Origin of the sequence: Adlercreutzia caecimuris B7 (genome assembly GCF_000403355.2) — a bacterium.
Taxonomy (GTDB): Bacteria; Actinomycetota; Coriobacteriia; order Coriobacteriales; family Eggerthellaceae; genus Adlercreutzia; species Adlercreutzia caecimuris.
Map to the genome: position 1 here is coordinate 772,476 of NZ_KE159646.1, position 16,829 is coordinate 789,304.

Annotated in this window: 15 protein-coding genes; 2 read left to right on the forward strand and 13 right to left on the reverse strand. The window is 68.0% G+C overall.

Features of this window, described 5'->3' with window-relative positions; all coding sequences use genetic code 11:
* Positions 1-8 precede the first annotated feature (8 nt).
* The 11 genes from C811_RS07365 to dnaG all read right to left on the reverse strand — a co-directional run bounded on the left by C811_RS07365 (position 9) and on the right by dnaG (position 12,194).
* Complete coding sequence (locus tag C811_RS07365) at positions 9-545, reverse strand: 2-oxoacid:ferredoxin oxidoreductase subunit gamma family protein (protein ID WP_016308905.1); 537 nt, start codon at positions 543-545, stop codon at positions 9-11.
* Positions 545-1,396, reverse strand: a complete 852-nt coding sequence (locus tag C811_RS07370) for a thiamine pyrophosphate-dependent enzyme (protein ID WP_016308906.1) — start codon at positions 1,394-1,396, stop codon at positions 545-547. The genes C811_RS07365 and C811_RS07370 overlap by 1 nt, the downstream gene beginning before the upstream one ends.
* Before the next feature lies 1 nt (position 1,397).
* Positions 1,398-2,468: a 3-methyl-2-oxobutanoate dehydrogenase subunit VorB gene (locus C811_RS07375; protein ID WP_016308907.1), complete on the reverse strand. Its 1,071-nt coding sequence runs from the start codon at positions 2,466-2,468 to the stop codon at positions 1,398-1,400.
* A 4-nt stretch (positions 2,469-2,472) separates the two neighbouring features.
* On the reverse strand, positions 2,473-2,679 hold the full coding sequence (locus tag C811_RS07380) for a 4Fe-4S binding protein (RefSeq protein ID WP_016308908.1): 207 nt from the start codon (positions 2,677-2,679) through the stop codon (positions 2,473-2,475).
* Between the two features lie 74 nt (positions 2,680-2,753).
* Positions 2,754-3,551, reverse strand: a complete 798-nt coding sequence (locus C811_RS07385; protein ID WP_016308909.1) for a nucleotide-binding protein — start codon at positions 3,549-3,551, stop codon at positions 2,754-2,756.
* 1 nt (position 3,552) lies between these two features.
* Positions 3,553-5,343, reverse strand: a complete 1,791-nt coding sequence (locus C811_RS07390; protein WP_016308910.1) for an AMP-binding protein — start codon at positions 5,341-5,343, stop codon at positions 3,553-3,555.
* A gap of 110 nt (positions 5,344-5,453) precedes the next feature.
* Positions 5,454-6,038: a helix-turn-helix domain-containing protein gene (locus C811_RS07395; protein WP_016308911.1), complete on the reverse strand. Its 585-nt coding sequence runs from the start codon at positions 6,036-6,038 to the stop codon at positions 5,454-5,456.
* 580 nt (positions 6,039-6,618) lie between these two features.
* The gene (locus tag C811_RS0103020) at positions 6,619-8,595 is read right to left on the reverse strand and encodes a transcription antitermination factor NusB (RefSeq protein ID WP_016308912.1); all 1,977 of its coding nucleotides are present in this window, start codon (positions 8,593-8,595) and stop codon (positions 6,619-6,621) included.
* Entirely contained in the window at positions 8,588-9,517 is a 930-nt protein-coding gene (gene fmt, locus C811_RS07405; RefSeq protein WP_016308913.1) for a methionyl-tRNA formyltransferase, read from the reverse strand. The genes C811_RS0103020 and fmt overlap by 8 nt, the downstream gene beginning before the upstream one ends.
* A 1-nt stretch (position 9,518) precedes the next feature.
* Entirely contained in the window at positions 9,519-10,112 is a 594-nt protein-coding gene (gene def / locus C811_RS07410) for a peptide deformylase (RefSeq protein ID WP_051127429.1), read from the reverse strand.
* Between the two features lie 234 nt (positions 10,113-10,346).
* Entirely contained in the window at positions 10,347-12,194 is a 1,848-nt protein-coding gene (gene dnaG, locus C811_RS07415) for a DNA primase (protein ID WP_016308915.1), read from the reverse strand.
* A gap of 118 nt (positions 12,195-12,312) precedes the next feature.
* On the opposite strand from dnaG, the gene C811_RS07420 reads away from it, so the two are divergent.
* Positions 12,313-13,539: a deoxyguanosinetriphosphate triphosphohydrolase family protein gene (locus tag C811_RS07420; RefSeq protein WP_016308916.1), complete on the forward strand. Its 1,227-nt coding sequence runs from the start codon at positions 12,313-12,315 to the stop codon at positions 13,537-13,539.
* A 100-nt stretch (positions 13,540-13,639) separates the two neighbouring features.
* On the forward strand, positions 13,640-14,611 hold the full coding sequence (locus C811_RS07425; protein WP_016308429.1) for an IS481 family transposase: 972 nt from the start codon (positions 13,640-13,642) through the stop codon (positions 14,609-14,611).
* Here C811_RS07425 and rnhA read toward each other — a convergent pair.
* Both rnhA and C811_RS07430 read right to left on the reverse strand, forming a co-directional pair.
* Positions 14,608-15,087 carry a ribonuclease HI gene (rnhA, locus tag C811_RS0103030; RefSeq protein WP_031324884.1) on the reverse strand — a complete coding sequence of 160 codons (480 nt, stop codon included), beginning with the start codon at positions 15,085-15,087 and terminating at the stop codon, positions 14,608-14,610. The two genes, C811_RS07425 and rnhA, sit on opposite strands and share 4 nt — an antisense overlap.
* A gap of 123 nt (positions 15,088-15,210) precedes the next feature.
* Positions 15,211-16,737: a helix-turn-helix transcriptional regulator gene (locus C811_RS07430; protein ID WP_016308918.1), complete on the reverse strand. Its 1,527-nt coding sequence runs from the start codon at positions 16,735-16,737 to the stop codon at positions 15,211-15,213.
* Positions 16,738-16,829 lie beyond the last annotated feature (92 nt).

A 16,829-nucleotide genomic window follows, 5' to 3' on the forward strand; every position in this document is an offset into this window, starting at 1 on the left:
ACTTCCTTCTAGGCGCTAATGCCGAGCTCGATGGCGCGGCGGTTCTGTTCGAGCTTCTCGGGACGCTTGGCCGGCACGCACTTGGCGATGGCCGCATCGAGCGCCTCGCGGCTGCAAAAGCCCACCTCGGCCCAGAGCTTGCCGATGAGCACGATGTTGCCGAGGCCCTTGATGCCCGCCTCCTCGCAGAGTTTGGTGGCGGGAATGCCGATGACGGTGACGCCCGCAGGCTCGCTCAGCTGCGGAACCATGGCCGTGTCGACCACAACCGTGCCGCCGTCGACCACCGTGTCGATGAACTTGTCGAAGGAGGGCTGGTTCAGGGCGATGAGCGCGTTGGGCGCCAGCACAAGCGGGCTTCCGATAGGCGCATCGGACAGCGTGACCGAGCAGTTGGCAGTGCCGCCGCGCATCTCGGGGCCGTAGGAGGGCATCCATGACACCTCGCGATCCTCGATGAGGCCGGCCGTGGCGATGACCTTGCCGGCGAAGAGCGACCCCTGGCCGCCGAAGCCGGCCACGACGCATGAGAGTTCCTGGGCCATTAGTTGCCTCCTTCGGCGTTCTCGGGATGGGCGATGGGACAGTCCGCGTTGCGGGCGGCCGCAGCCTCGGCGGCATTGGCGAAGCCCTCGGCGGCCACGTCGCGCACCACGCCGAGCGGGTAGTAGGGCAGCATGTTCTCGCGCATCCACTCGAAGGCGCCTTGCGGCGTCATACCCCAGTTCGTGGGGCAGGTGGACACCACCTCGATGAACGAATAGCCCACGCCGTCCACCTGGTTTTGGAACGCCTTCTTGATGGCCTTCTTCGCCTTGCGCACGTTCTTGGGCGTATCCACCGTCACGCGCTCGATATAGGCCGGGCCGTCAAGCGCGTTCAGAAGCTCGCTCACGCGGATAGGATTGCCGGCCGTTGCCACGTCGCGCCCGTAGGGACTTGTCTGAGTCACCTGGTTCGGCAGCGAGGTGGGAGCCATCTGGCCGCCGGTCATGCCGTAGATGGCGTTGTTGATGAAGATGATGGTGATGTTCTCACCGCGAGTGGCCGCGTGGATGGTCTCGGCCATGCCGATGGAGGCCAAGTCTCCGTCGCCCTGGTAGGCGAAGACCACCTTGTCGGGGTGCACGCGCTTCACCGCGGTGGCCACCGCCGGCGCGCGACCGTGGGCAGCCTCGATCATGTCGCAGCCGAAGAAGTCGTAGGAGATGACGGAGCAGCCCACCGGTGCCACGCCGATGGTATCGCCCTCGATGCCCAGCTCGTCCATGGTCTCGGCCACCAGGCGCTCCACGATGCCGTGGGGACATCCCGGGCAGAAGTTCGTGACCACGGGCAAAAGCGCATGGGGGCGCTCGAAAACCACCTTCAGGTCCTTATCGGTCGTCTCTGCCATGTTACTCACCCGCTTTCTCATTCAACGCGACAATAGCCGCGAGCACCTCGTCGGGCGTCGGGATGACGCCGCCGGTGCGGCCGAAGAACTCCACAGGCGCCGCGCCGGCAACGGCCAGGCGCACGTCCTCGATCATCTGGCCCATGTTCATCTCCACATCGAGAAAGGCCTTGGCCTGGGGCACGAGGGCCGAAAGCGCCTCGGTCGGGAAGGGCCACAGGGTGATGGGCCGGAAAAGGCCCGCCTTGACGCCCTGCTCGCGGGCCGCGTTCACCGCCGAGCGGGCCACGCGGGCCGCGCCGCCGAAAGCCACGAGCACGATGTCGGCATCCTCGGTGAGGTAGCTTTCCGACAGCTGCTCGTTCTCGATGATGGTCGCATAGCGCTCGTAGCGCTCGCGGTTCAAGTCTTCCAGGTCCTCGGCGGTCAGATACAGCGAGTTCACCACGTTGTGGAGCCGCTTCATGGCGTGGCCCGTGGTAGCCCAGGGCTTCTCGGGCAACTCATCTGCGGAAAGCGGCTCGGGCAGCACCACCGGCTCCATCATCTGGCCGAGCATGCCGTCGGCCATGATCATGACGGGCACGCGGTACTCATCGGCGGTGTCGAAGGCCTTAAAAGCGAAGTCGGCCATCTCCTGCACCGTGGAGGGCGCGTACACCACCAGGTGGAAGTCGCCGTGGCCCGTGGCCTTGGTGGCCTGCCAGTAGTCGGCCTGGGAGGGCTGGATGGAGCCGAGGCCCGGGCCGCCGCGCTGCACGTTGATGATGACGCCCGGCAGATCGGCGCCGGCCATGTAGGAGATGCCCTCGCTCTTGAGCGAGATGCCCGGGCTCGACGAGGAGGTCATGACGCGCGCGCCGGCGGCTGCGGCGCCGTAGACCATGTTGATGGCCGCCACCTCGGACTCGGCCTGCAGGTAGGTGCCCCCCACCTTCGGCATCATCTTCGCCATATAGGCCGCCACCTCGGTCTGCGGGGTGATGGGGTAACCGAAGAAGAAGCGGCAACCGGCGCGCATGGCCGCCTCGGCCATGGCCTCGTTGCCCTTCATGAGTACTTTCTCTGCCATGGGACTACCTTTCCACCGTGATGGCCACATCCGGGCACATCGTCGCGCACGTGCAGCAGCCCGTGCACTTGTCCTGATCGACGCAATGGGCCGGATGATAGCCCTTAGCCGTGATAACGTCCGGATCCAGCTCGAGGATGGATACCGGGCAGACGTCCACGCACAGGCCGCAGCCCTTGCAGAAGAAGTCGTCGACGGTAACTCGCGCCATGGGAACCTCCTCAATCTCTCGGGCGGCGCGCACAGCGCCGCTGCCGTTTCTCTCTTATATACCGTAGCGCGCCCTCAGGCCCAGGGCGGCGCCACCAGCACTTCCACAGGATAGCTACTCGGCAGCTTCGACAGCGCCGCGGCAGGGTCGCTTTCCCGCCGAATGGCCGACTTCGGCACCGTAGTGCACGCAACCGGAACCCCCGCCTTCCGGGCTACCGTCTGGGCGAACGGGACACTTTCCGTGATGTGTCCCAGCGTCGTCTCGCCCTGGAGGTGGGTGTTGTTCACCACCGCCGTGGCGGCAAGACCGCATGTCTCCTCGATCTCGCCGAGCACCGCGGCGGCCTCGTCGGCGGTTTGTGTGAGGTTGCGGCGGGCATTCACCACGTAGAGCACCTCGTGGCGCCCCGCGCGGATGGCCGGCGCGAAGCGCGCGAGCGCCGTGGCGCCCACGTCATCGCCCCCGGCGTCGATGACGACCGCCTTGCCGGCGACGCTTAGATGGACGTCCCGCGCGACAGTTGCAGCCGCTCCGGATGCCCCGCCGAGGGCGCGCTCGGCGTCTTCCGCATAGGCGGCCTCGATGGCGGGCACCACCGCGCCGGTGAGCGAGGGCACGTCCAGGCTCGTCCCCGCGCCGCCGAACACCGGGGCGATGAGGCGCACGCCCGCTTCCTCCAGCAGGCTTGCGTACTCGCTCGAGCGGAAATACGGGTTCACCACGTCCATGTCGGCCAAGGTGACCTCGTAGCCGGCTGCGGCGGCGTCGAGGGCCAGATTCAGGGCGAAGTTGGTCTTCCCCACCCCGTAGTGGCCCACCACCACGGTCACCGGCGCCAGCGCGAAGGGCAGCTCGCGCACGCCTGCCACCCTAGATCAGTCCCTCGGGGGTCTTCTTCGACTCGCGGTGGGTGCGGTCGGCCTCGCGGATGGCCGCGCGGCGGATCTTCCCATTCACGGTGCGCGGCAAGTCGTCCACGTACTCGATGATGCGCGGGTACTTGTAGGGGGCGGTCTGGCGCTTCACCCACTTCTGCAGCTCCTCGGTAAGCGCGTCGGAGCCCTTCCACCCGTCGGCAAGCACCACCGTGGCCTTCACGGCGAATCCGCGCACCGGGTCGGGCACGCCGGTCACCGCGCACTCGCGCACGGCGTCGTGTTCCAGAAGCACGCTCTCGATCTCGAAGGGCCCGATGCGATACCCACTCGATTTGATGACATCGTCGTTGCGGCCCACGTACCAGTAGTTGCCCTCCTCGTCGCGCCAGGCCGTGTCGCCGGTGTGGTACCAGCCGTCGTACATGGCCTCGGCGGTCTTCTCGGGGTTGCGGTAGTACTCCATCATGATGCCGGCCGGATGCGGGTCTATCCCGATGCAGATCTCGCCGGTCTCGCCAGTATCGCACTCGGTGCCGTCGCCGCGCAAAATGGCCATGCGGTACAGCGGCACGGGCTTTCCCATGGAGCCGGGCCGCGGCGTGGAGTTCGTGAGGTTGCCCACGGTCAGGGGCGTTTCGGTCTGGCCGAAGCCCTCGAAGATGGTGATCCCCGTGTGCTCGCGCCAGAAGTCGAACAGATCGGGGTTCAGCGCCTCGCCGGCTGTGGTGCAGTACTGGAGGCTGGACAAGTCGAAGGCGTCCACGTCCACCTCGGTCATGAGGCGGTACATAGTGGGCGGGCAGCACAAGGTGGTCACGCCGTACTTCCCGATGAGCGCGAGGATATCGGCAGGGTTGTAGCGGTCGAAGTCGTAGGTGAGCACCGCGGCCTCCATGAGCCACTGCCCGAAGAACTTGCCCCACACGGCCTTGCCCCATCCGGTATCGGCGATGGTGAAGTGCAGCCCTTCGGGATTCACGTTGTGCCAGTGCTTCGCCGTGATGAGATGCGCGAGCGCGTAACCCGCGTCGTGCAGGACCATCTTGGGATTGCCCGTGGTGCCGCTGGAGAAGTACATGAGCATGGGGTCGGCGGCCGCGGTCTCGCGTCGGGCGAAGTCGGCCGGGGCCGCGCGCACCTCGCTGTTGAAGTCGCGCCAGCCCGCGCGCTCGGCCGGGGCCGCGCAGATGCCCTCGGGCCCCGAGAGCACAGGACCGGCCAGCTCGCCCTCGCCGATGAGCCAGGCACCGTCGGCATCCTGAGCCGTGAGGCCCGCGCCGGCCGGGTTCACCAAGATGAGCGTCTCTACGCTGGGGCACTCCCCTGCCACGGCGTCCACCACATCGGCGATGTCGCCGGCGCTCGTGCACACCACGGCCTTGATGTCGGCACCCTTGAGGCGGTACGTCAGATCGTGCTCCTTCAGCATGAAGGTAGCGGGCACCGCCACCGCGCCCAGCTTTTCCAGGGCCAGCATGGTGAACCAGAACTGATAGTGGCGCCGCAGGATGACCATGACGAAGTCGCCGCGGCCGATGCCGCACTCCGCGAAGAAGTTGGCCGTCTTGTCCGACCAGTACTTCATGTCGGCGAAGGTGAAGACGTGTTCCTCGCCTTCGGGGTTACACCACACCATGGCGGTGCGGTCGGGGTCGGCCAGGGCGATGTCGTCCACCACGTCGTAGGCGAAGTTGAAGTCGGCGGGCACGTTCACGTCGAACTGGGTGAGCAGGCCGTTGTCGTCGTAGGCCTCGGTGCCGTAACGTTCGTTGATATGTCGCATGATAGGTTCCTTGTTCATAAAGTCGTCGGCGAAAGATGATCGTGGAAAGGCGACGCCGGAGCCACCCGCACGCATGCACACAAAGGCGCTGCGAGCGCGGGCCGGGCCGCCTAGATAATCTTCTCCCCCTCGGGCTTCATGACGATAGCGAGGAACACGCAGGGCGCGCCGCCGGTGGCTACCATGCCGTGGCCGCGGCCGGAATCGTACATGACCACGTCGCCCGCGTTCAGGATCTCCTCGTGGTCCTCGTAGGCGAAGCGCATCTGGCCGGAGATGATGAAATCGAGCTCCTGGCCCTCGTGGCGCGACAGGTGCACCGGCACATCCTGCTCCTCTTCCAGGTACGGCGCCGTCACCACGAAGGGCTCGGCCAGCTTGTGGCGGAAGTGCGGCGCCTTGTGCAGGTACTCGAAGCCCGCGCGGCGCTTGATGGACAGCCCCTCGCCGGCACGGGCGAGCGAGTAACCCGTCAAGTGCGGGTTCTCGCCGGTCAAAAGCTCGATGACGTCCACGCCGAACTTGTCGGCGCACTTGTACAGGAAGGTGAAGGACAGGTCTTCCTCGCCGCTTTCCTGAGCGGCGTACTCGGCAGTGGTGCGGCCCGTGGCCTCGGCCATCTCCTGCAGGGTGAGATCCATGTCCTCGCGCAGAGCGCGGATGCGCCCCGCCACCTCTTTGATATTCGGCTCCACGACCTGCGACCTCCTTTTCGATCTCGGAATAATACGTAGCCCGTTATTTTACTGACACCTCGGCGGCAGGCGCTTCACATTCGTAAAATTATCGGCAATGCACCCATAGTTTTTCCCACGGGCACGCTATCGGCGCAGACGAAAAGCAGAGGCAACGATGCCTCGAAGGAAGCCGCAGCTCCGCCGAAACCGCTTTACCCCATCGAGGGGCTCCTTCTTCGCAACCATATCCCTCCCTTTAGGAGAGATTCCTCCCTCCCCCCCCCGAAGAGATTCCTCCCTCTCCCCCCCCCGAAGAGATTCCTCCCTCCCCGAAGAGATTCCCCCGTTATTCCATTGAGAAGCGTCTGTCCCGAACGAGAAACGCAAAATGCGACAAATCGATTGATTGGGCGACATCGTAAGTCAAAAAATGTCGCCCCATCGTCTTATTTGTCGCAGATAGGCTCATTTCGAGCCGTCAAATGTCGCTCGATCGGCCTATTTGTCGCAAAAAGGCCTCTTCGCCTTGGAAGATAAGCCGCCGGGAATCCCGGAGCTCCCGGCGGATCCGCATCGCAGAGGCAGCCGTCTCAGTTCCTTAGGCCTTCTTCCGCAAAAGGGCGAGGAAGTGGGCATCGGGGCCGCCGGGCTCCAGGGACACCGAGAAGAACGGCGACTCGATGCCCAGATCGGAGTTGTCGTAGGGCACGACCTCGAAGGCGGCACCGGCCTCGGTGGCCAGGAAGGCCTCCACCGCATCGGCGTTCTCCTCGCGAGTGATGGTGCAGGTGGCGTAGGCCAGGATGCCGCCCGGTGCCACGTGGGGCGCCGCGCTCGCGAGCAGACGCGCGTCCAGCTCGGCCGACTCCTCGATGGTCTCGGGACGCAAACGCCAGCGGATATCGGCATGGCGGCGCAGGGTGCCCAGGCCCGTGCACGGCGAATCGATGAATACGCGGTCGAAAGTGCGCTCGCCCACGAGCGCGTTCAGATCGGTGGCGTCTCCGATGAAGGGCTCGGCCACCTGGATGCCGTACTGCTCGGCACGCTCCTGCAGAAGCTTCGTCTTGAAGGCATGCACGTCCACGGTCACATAGTCGGGAATTTGCGCGCCGAAGCGGCGATAGGCCAGACTCTGGCCGAGGATGGTCTTGGTGGCGCGCCCGGCGCCCACCTCCAGGAAGGAAGCCGGCGCGTCCTCGCCCACCACCAGGCTCGCAATGGCCTGGGAAGTGGCGTCGCTCACGAGCAGGAGGCCCTGGCTGAACATGCGCCGCACGCGGCCGTCAAGCAGCGGCACGCCGGAGCACACGCGGTAGCAACCGGGCACCGCGCGCCCGTTCACCTCCACCGGCTTCGGCTCGCCGTGGGCATCGGCCAGCACCGCGACCACCTCGTCGTCGGTGGCCTTTACGGCGTTCACGGCGACGAACACCGGCGCGGGCTCGTTGGAGGCCACCATGAAGTCGCGGGCGCTCTGGGGCCCCAGCTCGACGATGAGCCGCTTGGCGAGCCACACGGGGAATCCATGCAGGCGCGCATAGGCCGCGATATCGGTGCGCGGATCGCCGAAGGGGAAGTCCTCCTTGGCGCGCACCACCCGACGCAGCACCGCGTTGGCCAAGCCCCCCGCGCGGGGAGCTACCGATTTTACCAGCTCGACGCCTTGATCCACCGCCGCATGCGGGCTCTTCTGCAGGAAGACGATCTCGTAGGTCGACAGGCACAGCGCGTCGCGCACAGCGGGGGCCGCGTCGTCGGGCGAGTCCATGCAGCTGGTCACGATCTCCTCCAGCGTACCGCGAGTGCTGGCCACGCCGAGCACGAGACGCGTGGCGAAGGCCCGCTCTTCCCGGGAGATGCGGGAGGTATCGATGGTCTTGGCGATAATGTCCTGGGCGAAGGCATCGCGACCGCGCATCTGGTGAAGGGCCGCCAGGGCCAGCTGGCGCGCCGTGGTGGCCTTATGGGCCTTCACGCCAGTCTCCTGACCGCGGCGCGGGCCGCCGCGGAAGCCGCCGCGGTCGTCGCGGTGGCGCGGGGCATCCTGGTCGGGAGCGGCCATCAACTTGCCGTCGACGAACACCTCGCGCGGATGGCTCTGCTCGCGGAAGTCGCGACGCGGGCCGCGATCGTCCTTGCGGAAGCCGCCGGGCTTGCCGTCGCGGGAAGCGAAATCGCCGCGGGGCGCGCGGTCGCCGGACGGCTTGCCGTCGCGGTCTTTGAAGTCCTTGCGTGGGCCGCGGGGGCGCTCGTCGTCGAAGCGCCGCTTCTCGAACGGCTTGCCGTCGCGGGGGCCGTCCTTGCGGAAGCCGCTGTCCCTGCGGGGGCCGCGGTCGTCCTTGCGAAAGCCGCCGGGTTTGCCGTCACGGCTGCCGTAGGGTTTGCCGTCCTTGCGGGGGCCGGAGGGCTTGCCGCCGCGGAAGCCGCCGGGCTTGCCGTCCCGATTGCCGTAGGGCTTGCCGCCGGGACGCGGTCCGCGATTCTGACGCGGGCCGCCTTGGGCGTTGCGATCGCCCTGGGAGGCACGATCGTAGGAGCGCCGCTGATTGTGGGAGTGGTGATCGTTAGACACAGGACCAGGTTCCTTCCTCGCCCCGCAGCGCGGGCACGCCGGCTGCGAAGGCCTTTGCCTCCATGGCACGCTTGCCATCGGGCTTCACTTCGGTTACTTCCAGGGCGCCGTCGGCGCACCCGATATACAGTCGTTTGGCGGAAAGCCGCGCCGCTCCCGAAACCAGGGCAACGCCTGGGGCGGGATGGGCGGACAGCACCGTTACGCCACGTCCGCCAATGAGGCAGCGGGCCGGATGGGCCGCGCTCGACGCGCGCACCCGGCGGTCGTTCACGACAACCGGCTCGGCGGGATCCAGGTTCAGCTCGCCCTTGGCGATCTTATCGGCATAGGTGACCTGTGTCTCGTCCTGGCGTACCCAGGCAACGCGGCCCGCCTCCACCTGAGAGAGGGCCACCAGAAGCGCGCTCGCACCCAGATCGGCCAGATCGGCCGTGAGGCTCTCGGCGGTGGCGCCGTCGGCCGGAATGGAGCGGCACACGCAGAAGTCGCCCGTGTCAAGCCCCTCCTCCATCGCCATGATGCACACGCCCACCTCCGCATCGCCCGCGAGGATAGCCCGCTCGATGGGGGCCGCCCCGCGCCAGCGCGGCAGAAGCGAGCCGTGCACGTTCAGGCAGCCGTGAACGGGAACGGCCAGCACCTCGGGCGGCAGGAGCATGCCGTAGGCAGCCACGCAGATGACGTCAGGGGCGAGCGCGGCGAGCGCGGCCTGCTCCTCGGCATCGCGCAGGGTACGCGGGCAGCGCACGGGAATGCCGGCTGCCTCGGCCACCCGCTTCACCGGCGAAGGCGCGAGCTCCCTTCCGCGGCCGCGCACCGCATCGGGCCGAGTGTAGACGGCCACCACCTCGTGGTGCGGGATGAGCTGCTCCAAGATGTCGGCCGAGAAGGCCGGCGTGCCCATGTAGACGACGCGCACCCTACTTCACCTCGATGTCGGTGTCGCCGGGTCGCGCGCCGGCGGCCTTGGCCTCGTCGTAGGCCCGCAGCGCCTCGATGCGGGTCACCGGATCGCAGCTCTCGAAGAGCGTCTTGCCGTTCAAGTGATCGATCTCGTGCTGCAGGCAGCGACCGAGCAGGCCGTCGCCCTCGATCTCCCACAGCTCGCCGTCCAGATCGTAGTACTGCACGCGCGCCCAGGGCTGACGCTTCACCGGCACGGTGACGCCGGGGCACGACAGGCAGCCCTCGCCGCCCTCCTCGGGCTCGCCGGCGAGCTCCACGATCTCGGGGTTCACGAGCACGATGGGGTTCTTCTCCCCCTTCTCGCCGTCCCAGTCGACATCGATGACGACAAGGCGCTTGGTAACGCCCACCTGGGGCGCGGCGATACCACAGCCGTAGTTCTTGTACATGGCATGGGCCATCTGCTTGGAGAGGCGCTTGAGGGACTTGTCGGACAAATCGCACGGCTCGCACACGGTGGCGAGCAGCGGATCGGGGGCGATGACGATGGGCAGCACGAAGGCTCCTTTTCTCGAGTATGGGACCCGCCGCGCGCGGCGGGATGGCATGAAGCTGCGATTAACTAATATATTGTGAACCGAAGCACCCGCGCCGTCCATATACCGCGCGAAATCTCCGCTTCCGCTCCCGCCATCGGCGGCGCAGCGCCAGACGGCGGAGAGGCAAGACGGAAAAAGCCGCAGATGCAGACGGAGAAAGCGCCGCAGAAGGGCTGCCCCCGGATGCAGCGCGGCCGCCCCGCAAACGCAGCGGCGTGCCCCGATGCCGCCCGCCGCCGGACGCTACTCCTGGGGCAGGGCGCGATGGGCCACCCGCCGCGCGGCCACATCCTTCTGCAGGGCCGTGACGGCGGCGTGCAGAAGCTCGGCCTCCTCCGGCGAGACCCCGGCGGCCAGCTGGGCCAAGAGGGCACCGGCAGCCTCCTCGGCATCGCCTAGGGCCAGCTCCTCGGCCAGATAGGCACCGGCAACCTCGGGTGCAGCGGCCACAGAGCCGCCCCCGGTGAGCACCCGGGCCGCGTGCGGCGTGGCCGTGGCCGCACGGGTGACCACCTCGGCCGGCGCGACAGCGGGATTCTCGGCCAACGTGGCCAAGATGGACTCGGCCAAAATCCGGTGCACGTCCTCGTGCCACTGAATCTGGGCGAGCGCGTCGGCATGGGCAAGGCCCACGAGCGGGTTTTGGGCCACGAGGCTCAAAAACTCCCGCTCGAAGCGCAGGCGGTTGCGCTCGGCTTGGGAAAGCGCGCGCTGCGGGGCCCGCGGCGGCACCGCAGCCGCCTCGGTCTCGCGGTCGCGGTCCTGGTAGCGCGCCGGCTCCTTGGCGGCCAGCGCCTCCAGCACATCGTTTTCCCGCAGGCGCAGCCGTCCCGCCAGCCGCACGGCGTAGTCCTTCGCCAGAATAGACTCCTTGATGGGCGCGAGCACCTCCAGGCACGCCTCGAGCGCCCGGGCGCGCCCCTCGGCCGTATCCAGGTTGTGGCTCGCCAAGCGCCGATCGATGCCGTACTCCAGAAGCGGCTTGGCCCCATCCACCAGCGCCTGCAGCGCATCGGCGCCGCGAGCGGCCACGAACTCGGCCGGATCCAGGTTGTCGGGCAGCGTGACGGCCACGAGCTCCACCTGGGAGCGCCCGGCCTCCGGCGTCATGGACTTGTCGATGAAGGCCAGCGCCCGATCGGCCGCACGCTGGCCGGCCGCATCGCCGTCGAACAGGTACACGATGCGCTTTGAGGCATGGCGCGAAAGCACCCGGATGTGCCGCATGGTGAGCGCCGTGCCGAGGGTGGCCACCGCGTTTTCGATACCCGCCTCATGCAGGGCGATCACATCGGTGTAGCCCTCTACCACGATGGCCACGCCCGAAGAGGCCATGGCGGCCTTCGCGTGATCGAGCCCGTAGAGCACCTGGGACTTGTGGAACAGCGGCGTCTCGCCGGAGTTCAGGTACTTCGGCTCGCCGGTGCCGATGACGCGGCCGCCGAAGGCGATGCAGTCGCCCGACACGTCGAAGATGGGGAACATCACCCGATTGTAGAAGCGGTCGCGCACCGGACCGCCCCGTCCGTCCAGGGCCACGTTGGCGGCGATCATGTCGGCAGGCTTGAAGCCGAGCTGGGTCAAGTGCCGCACGAGCGCGCCGCGGCCGGGGGCGAAGCCTAAGTTCCACTTCCTCGGCACGTCGCCCCCGAAGCCGCGGCCGGCCAGATAGGCCCGGGCGGCGTCGGCCTCCGCCCCGCGTCCGCGCATGAGCTGGGTGTGGTAGAACTCGGCCGTGCGCGCGCAGATCTCCTTCAGGCGCGCCTTCTGGCTGGCGGGAATGGCGCGCCCGCCGCTTTCCACGATGTCGATGTGGGCGCGCTCGGCCAGCCTTCGCACCGCCTCGGGAAAGGTGAGGTCCTCGGTCTTCATGACAAAGGCGAACACATCGCCCCCCTCGCCGCAGCCGAAGCAGTGCCACAGCTGCGTGGAGGGATCCATCTTGAACGAGGGGGTCTTCTCCTGGTGCAGGGGACAGCAGCACCAGAAGTCGCGGCCCTTCTGTTTCACCGGCACGCGCTCGCCGACGACGGCGATAAGGTCGCTCGCATCGCGTACTTTCTGGATGTCCTCGTCGCTGATGCCCGCCACGCGCCCGCGCTCCTTCCCGTTGCTCTTTTTCCTGTGAAGTATACCACCCCGCCTGCAAACAAATGTTTCAGACACTACAATAGGCCGCGAACGACGACGAGCGAGAAAGCGAGCGACCATGGCATCTGCGCGCATCCCCTACCTGACTTTGGATCCGCTGGTGGAAGAGGCCATCCGCGAGGACCGCGCGACCGGCACGCTGTCCCCCTACCGGTTCGACGATAGGGCCATCACCCGGCGCGAAGATCTTCCCCACGACGCGGCCACCCTCACGCGGCCGGCCTTCGCGCGCGATATCGAGAAGGTGCTCAACATCCCGGCCTACAACCGCTATGCCGACAAGACCCAGGTGTTCTCCTTCGCCGAGAACGACGAGATCTCGCGGCGCGGGCTGCACGTGCAGCTCGTGAGCCGCATCGCCCGGGGCATCGGCGCGCTTTTGGGCCTGAACACCGACCTCATCGAGGCCATTGCCCTTGGCCACGACGTGGGCCACACCCCCTTCGGCCACGCCGGCGAGCGGTTCCTGTCGGCCTGCTACCACGGGCGCACGGGACGCTACTTCAACCACAACGTGCACTCGGTGCGGGTGCTCGACGACCTGTACCGGCGCAACATCTCGCTGCAGACCTTGGACGGCGTGCTCTGCCACAACGGCGAGTTCGCCCAGCAGGTGCTCTCGGTCGGCACCACGGCCACCTTCGACGAGCTCGACGCGCTCGTGGCCGCCTGCAACGCCGACGAGCAGGTCATCAAGACGCTGAGGCCCTCCACCCTCGAGGGCTGCGTGGTGCGCGTGTCCGACATGATCGCCTACATCGGCAAGGACCGCCAGGACGCCGTGGCCATGGGCGTGCTCGATTCCTACGACGTGTTCGAGAGCGAGGTCATGGGCGTCACGAACGCCGCCATCATCAACAACCTCACCGTGGACATCGTGAACAACTCCTACGGGCGCGACCGCATCGCCATGAGCGCGGAGATCTTCGCCGACCTGAAGCGGGCCAAGCGCCAGAACTACGAGATCATCTACGAGCGCGAAGGCATGGTGGATGCGACCGAGAACATCGTGGAGGAGATGTTCGAGGAGATGTACGCGCGCCTGCTAGACGACCTTGTCCACGGGCGGCAGAACTCCCCCGTTTTCCGCCACCACGTGAAGCGCCTGGCGGCCCAGTCGCGCTCGGTCACGCCCGAGACCTACCTGGCCGGCGAGCCCAACCAGATCGTGGTGGACTACCTGGCGTCCATGACCGATAGCTACTTCATGGCCATCTACGCCCACCTGTTCCCGGAAAGCGGCCGGCGCATCCACCCCCGCAGCTACTGCGCCGACCTCGCCTAGCTGTTTAGTGCCAAGACGTTGTTTACATCCGGGTGGCGACAAATAGGGAGGCCTCCGCCAAGCTGTGAGTTGTCTAGATTCGCAGCGAAGGGGGCCTCCCATGCCATCGCATCCTAACGCAAAGCTGACCCCGAGGGGGCGGGAAACCCTCGTTTCCCGCATAGAATCCGGCGTCGGCGTGGCCGACGCCGCCCGCCAGATGGGCGTCAGCCGCCAGACCGCGTGCAAGTGGCTGCGCCGCAGCCGGCGCGGCGAGGGGCTGGCGGACCGCAGCAGCCGGCCGCGCAGGCTCGCCAGGCTCACGCCGCCCGACGCCGAGGAGCGCGTCGCCGAGGCCCGCGCGTCCATGCTGCTCGCGCCGCTCGCGCTGGCGGCGGCCACCGGCGTCCCCGCCCGCACCTGCGCCAGGATAGTGGCCCGCCGCGGGATGCCGCGCCTCGCCGACGTCGACCGTGTGACCGGCGAGGTCCGGCGCCGCGGCCCCGCGACGCCGGTGCGCTACGAGCGCGAGGCCCCCGGCGAGCTGCTGCACGTCGACGTCAAGAAGGTGGCCCGCGTCCCCGACGGCGGGGGCTGGCGGGCGCGCGGCCGCGCCGGCCGGCCGAGGCCGGGGGCGGGCACGGCGTGCCTGCACGTCGCCGTCGACGACTTCAGCCGCGTGGCCTACGCCGAGCTGCTGCCCGACGAGCGCAAGGGCACCTGCGCGGCCTTCATGGGCCGCTGCCTGGGCTTCTTCGGGGAGATGGGCGTCTCGGTCGAGCGCGTGATGACCGACAACGGGCCGGGCTACCGCAGCGGCGAGTTCAACGCGCTGCTCGAGGGGCGCGGGGTCCGCCACGTCTACACGAGGCCCTTCAGCCCCTGGCAGAACGGCAAGGTCGAGCGCATGAACCGCACGCTCGCCCAGGAGTGGCAGTACGGCAGGGCGTGGGAGAGCGAGGCGGGGAGGGCCGCCGCCCTCCCCGCCTTCATCGAGCATTATAATTGGGACAGGCCGCACAGCGCCTGCGGGGGCCTGCCGCCCATGTCGCGCATCGTCGGCGTAAACAACCTATTGGCACACAACACCTAGCCTTTAAACCCCGCGTCCTCTTTATGGCAGGCGGGGTTGTCGGCGGCGGCGGTGGCGAGCGCGTCGCAGCGCTCGTTCTCGGCGTGGCCCGCATGCCCCTTCACCCAGACAAACGTGACGGCATGGGGCTCTTTGGCAGCCAAGAGGCGCTTCCACAGATCGACGTTCTTCACCGGCTGCTTCTGCGCGTTCTTCCAGCCGCGCTTGAGCCAGCCGGCCACCCAGTTCTGGTTGAAGGCGTTCACGAGGTACTGCGAATCGGAGTACACCGTCACCGTGCAGGGGCGGCGCAGCGCCTCCAGGCCCACGATGCAGCCGAGCAGCTCCATGCGGTTGTTCGTGGTGCAGGAGAACCCCTCGGAGAACTCCTTCTCGTGCACCGCGCCCGAGGGCGCCTTGTAGCGCAGGATAGTGCCGTAGCCGCCCGGCCCGGGGTTGCCCCGGGAACTTCCGTCGGAGTAGAGGGTGACCTCCATGAGACTTCCTTCCTCGATGCGGGCACCCGCCGCGCCGCCGCGCCCGTCCGGGCGCGCGGCATCGGAGACGAAGCCCGCCTGTGAAAATTCGCTGAACGAGAAACCGTGCTGGGCGCCCATAGCCTATGACAGCTCGCCTTCGATGCGCTCTGCCAGGTCGATGAGCTCCTGGCGGGTGTGCACGCCGCACTTCGCGTAAATGCGGCGCAGATGGGTGTCCACGGTGTTCTTCGAGATGAAGAACTCGCCGGCAATGCGCTCGGCGGTGCGGCCGCGCAGGGCCAAAGGCAGAATCTCGGCCTCGCGCTTGGAGAGCTTGGCCTCGCCGACGATGCGCGCGCAGGCCTCCTCGAACCGGTCGGTCTGGGCCACCACCACCGACAGGGCCGCCATGTCGCGCTCGGTGAACAGGAACAGGTAGGCGTACATGACCGCCACCCCCGCCGCGGCCACGAGCGCCGCGGAGGTGTCGAAGGCGCCGGGCACCGCCCCGATGGCCCCGCCGAGCAGCACGCCGGCGATCTCGCCGGCGAACAGGGCCGCGAAACCGCGGGCGAAGGAGCGAACGCTGTCGCGTCCGGCGATGCGCCCCATGATGAGGAACAGCGAGATGAGCACCGAGAAGACGCCGAGATACCCCGCCAGCACCACCGATACGCCGGAGACGCCCACGCTCTCCAGGAGGGGCACGGCCACAAAGCCGCCGACCATGAGCAGCAGCGCCAAGCGGTAGGCACCGCCCAAAGGCCCCACCTCCGCCCCGTTGCCGCCGGGCAGCACCGCCCGCACCCCAGCCGACAGCGGCCGGCCCCCGTACAGCTGCAGGGCCGCCACGCAGTACAGCACGAACAGCGCGAAGGTGACGGAGAGCGACGCGTGGGCCGAGTACTCGGCGCTGGCGGCCAGGGCCTCCACGGCCCCGGTGGCCACGCCGTAGACGACCGTGCCCGCGACGATGCGCCCCGAGAGCTTCGCTGCCTCCTCCGACGGGGCCGCCCCCGCCGCATCGGGCACGGAAGAGGCGCCGGAGGTGCGCGGCGCCTGCGCCCCGGCTGCATCCGCGGGCCGCGTCTGTCCCCCAGCGGGAACGGCGCTCAAGGCGCGCAGGGCCCAGGCGCTTCCCACGGGCAGCGCGTACAGCACCACGTAGGCCCCCGCCACCGGCACGGCCATAACGAGGAAGCATACCGCAGCACCCAGGGCGCTGCCGATGAACACCTCGGGCACCGACTGGTCGATGGAGACCTCGCCGAGCACACGGCCCCACAGGCACAGAAGCAGCGCCAGCGGCACCCCGGCCACAACGCCCTCGATTACAGCGAAGGCGAGCCAGGGCACCCCGGGCAGCGCCGCGCGCAGGGCCACGAGCGCGAAGAGCACCGCGCAGAGGGGGACCGCAAGGCAGGCGGCCAGCTTCTCGGCGCCCGCCATGAGCACGGCGCGGGGACGGGCGCGCATCATGAGGGCGAAGGTGGCCGCCATGGCGACGAGCACGCAGAGCAGGTCGGCTCGGTCGACGAAAAACCCGTGCTGGGAACCTTCGTTGTAGGAACCGAGATACAACATGGCGAATAGGAACGCCTGGTTGCAGCCGAATCCGATGATGGCGAGCCGGGCCTGGCGCAGGCGCGGCGCTACCGAATGGCCCACAAGCCCTCCCCTCTCATCATCGTTCATTGCCGGCTGCCTATTGTACCCCATAACGAAGCGAAGCGGCGCTTGCCGAAAGGCAGACGCCGCTT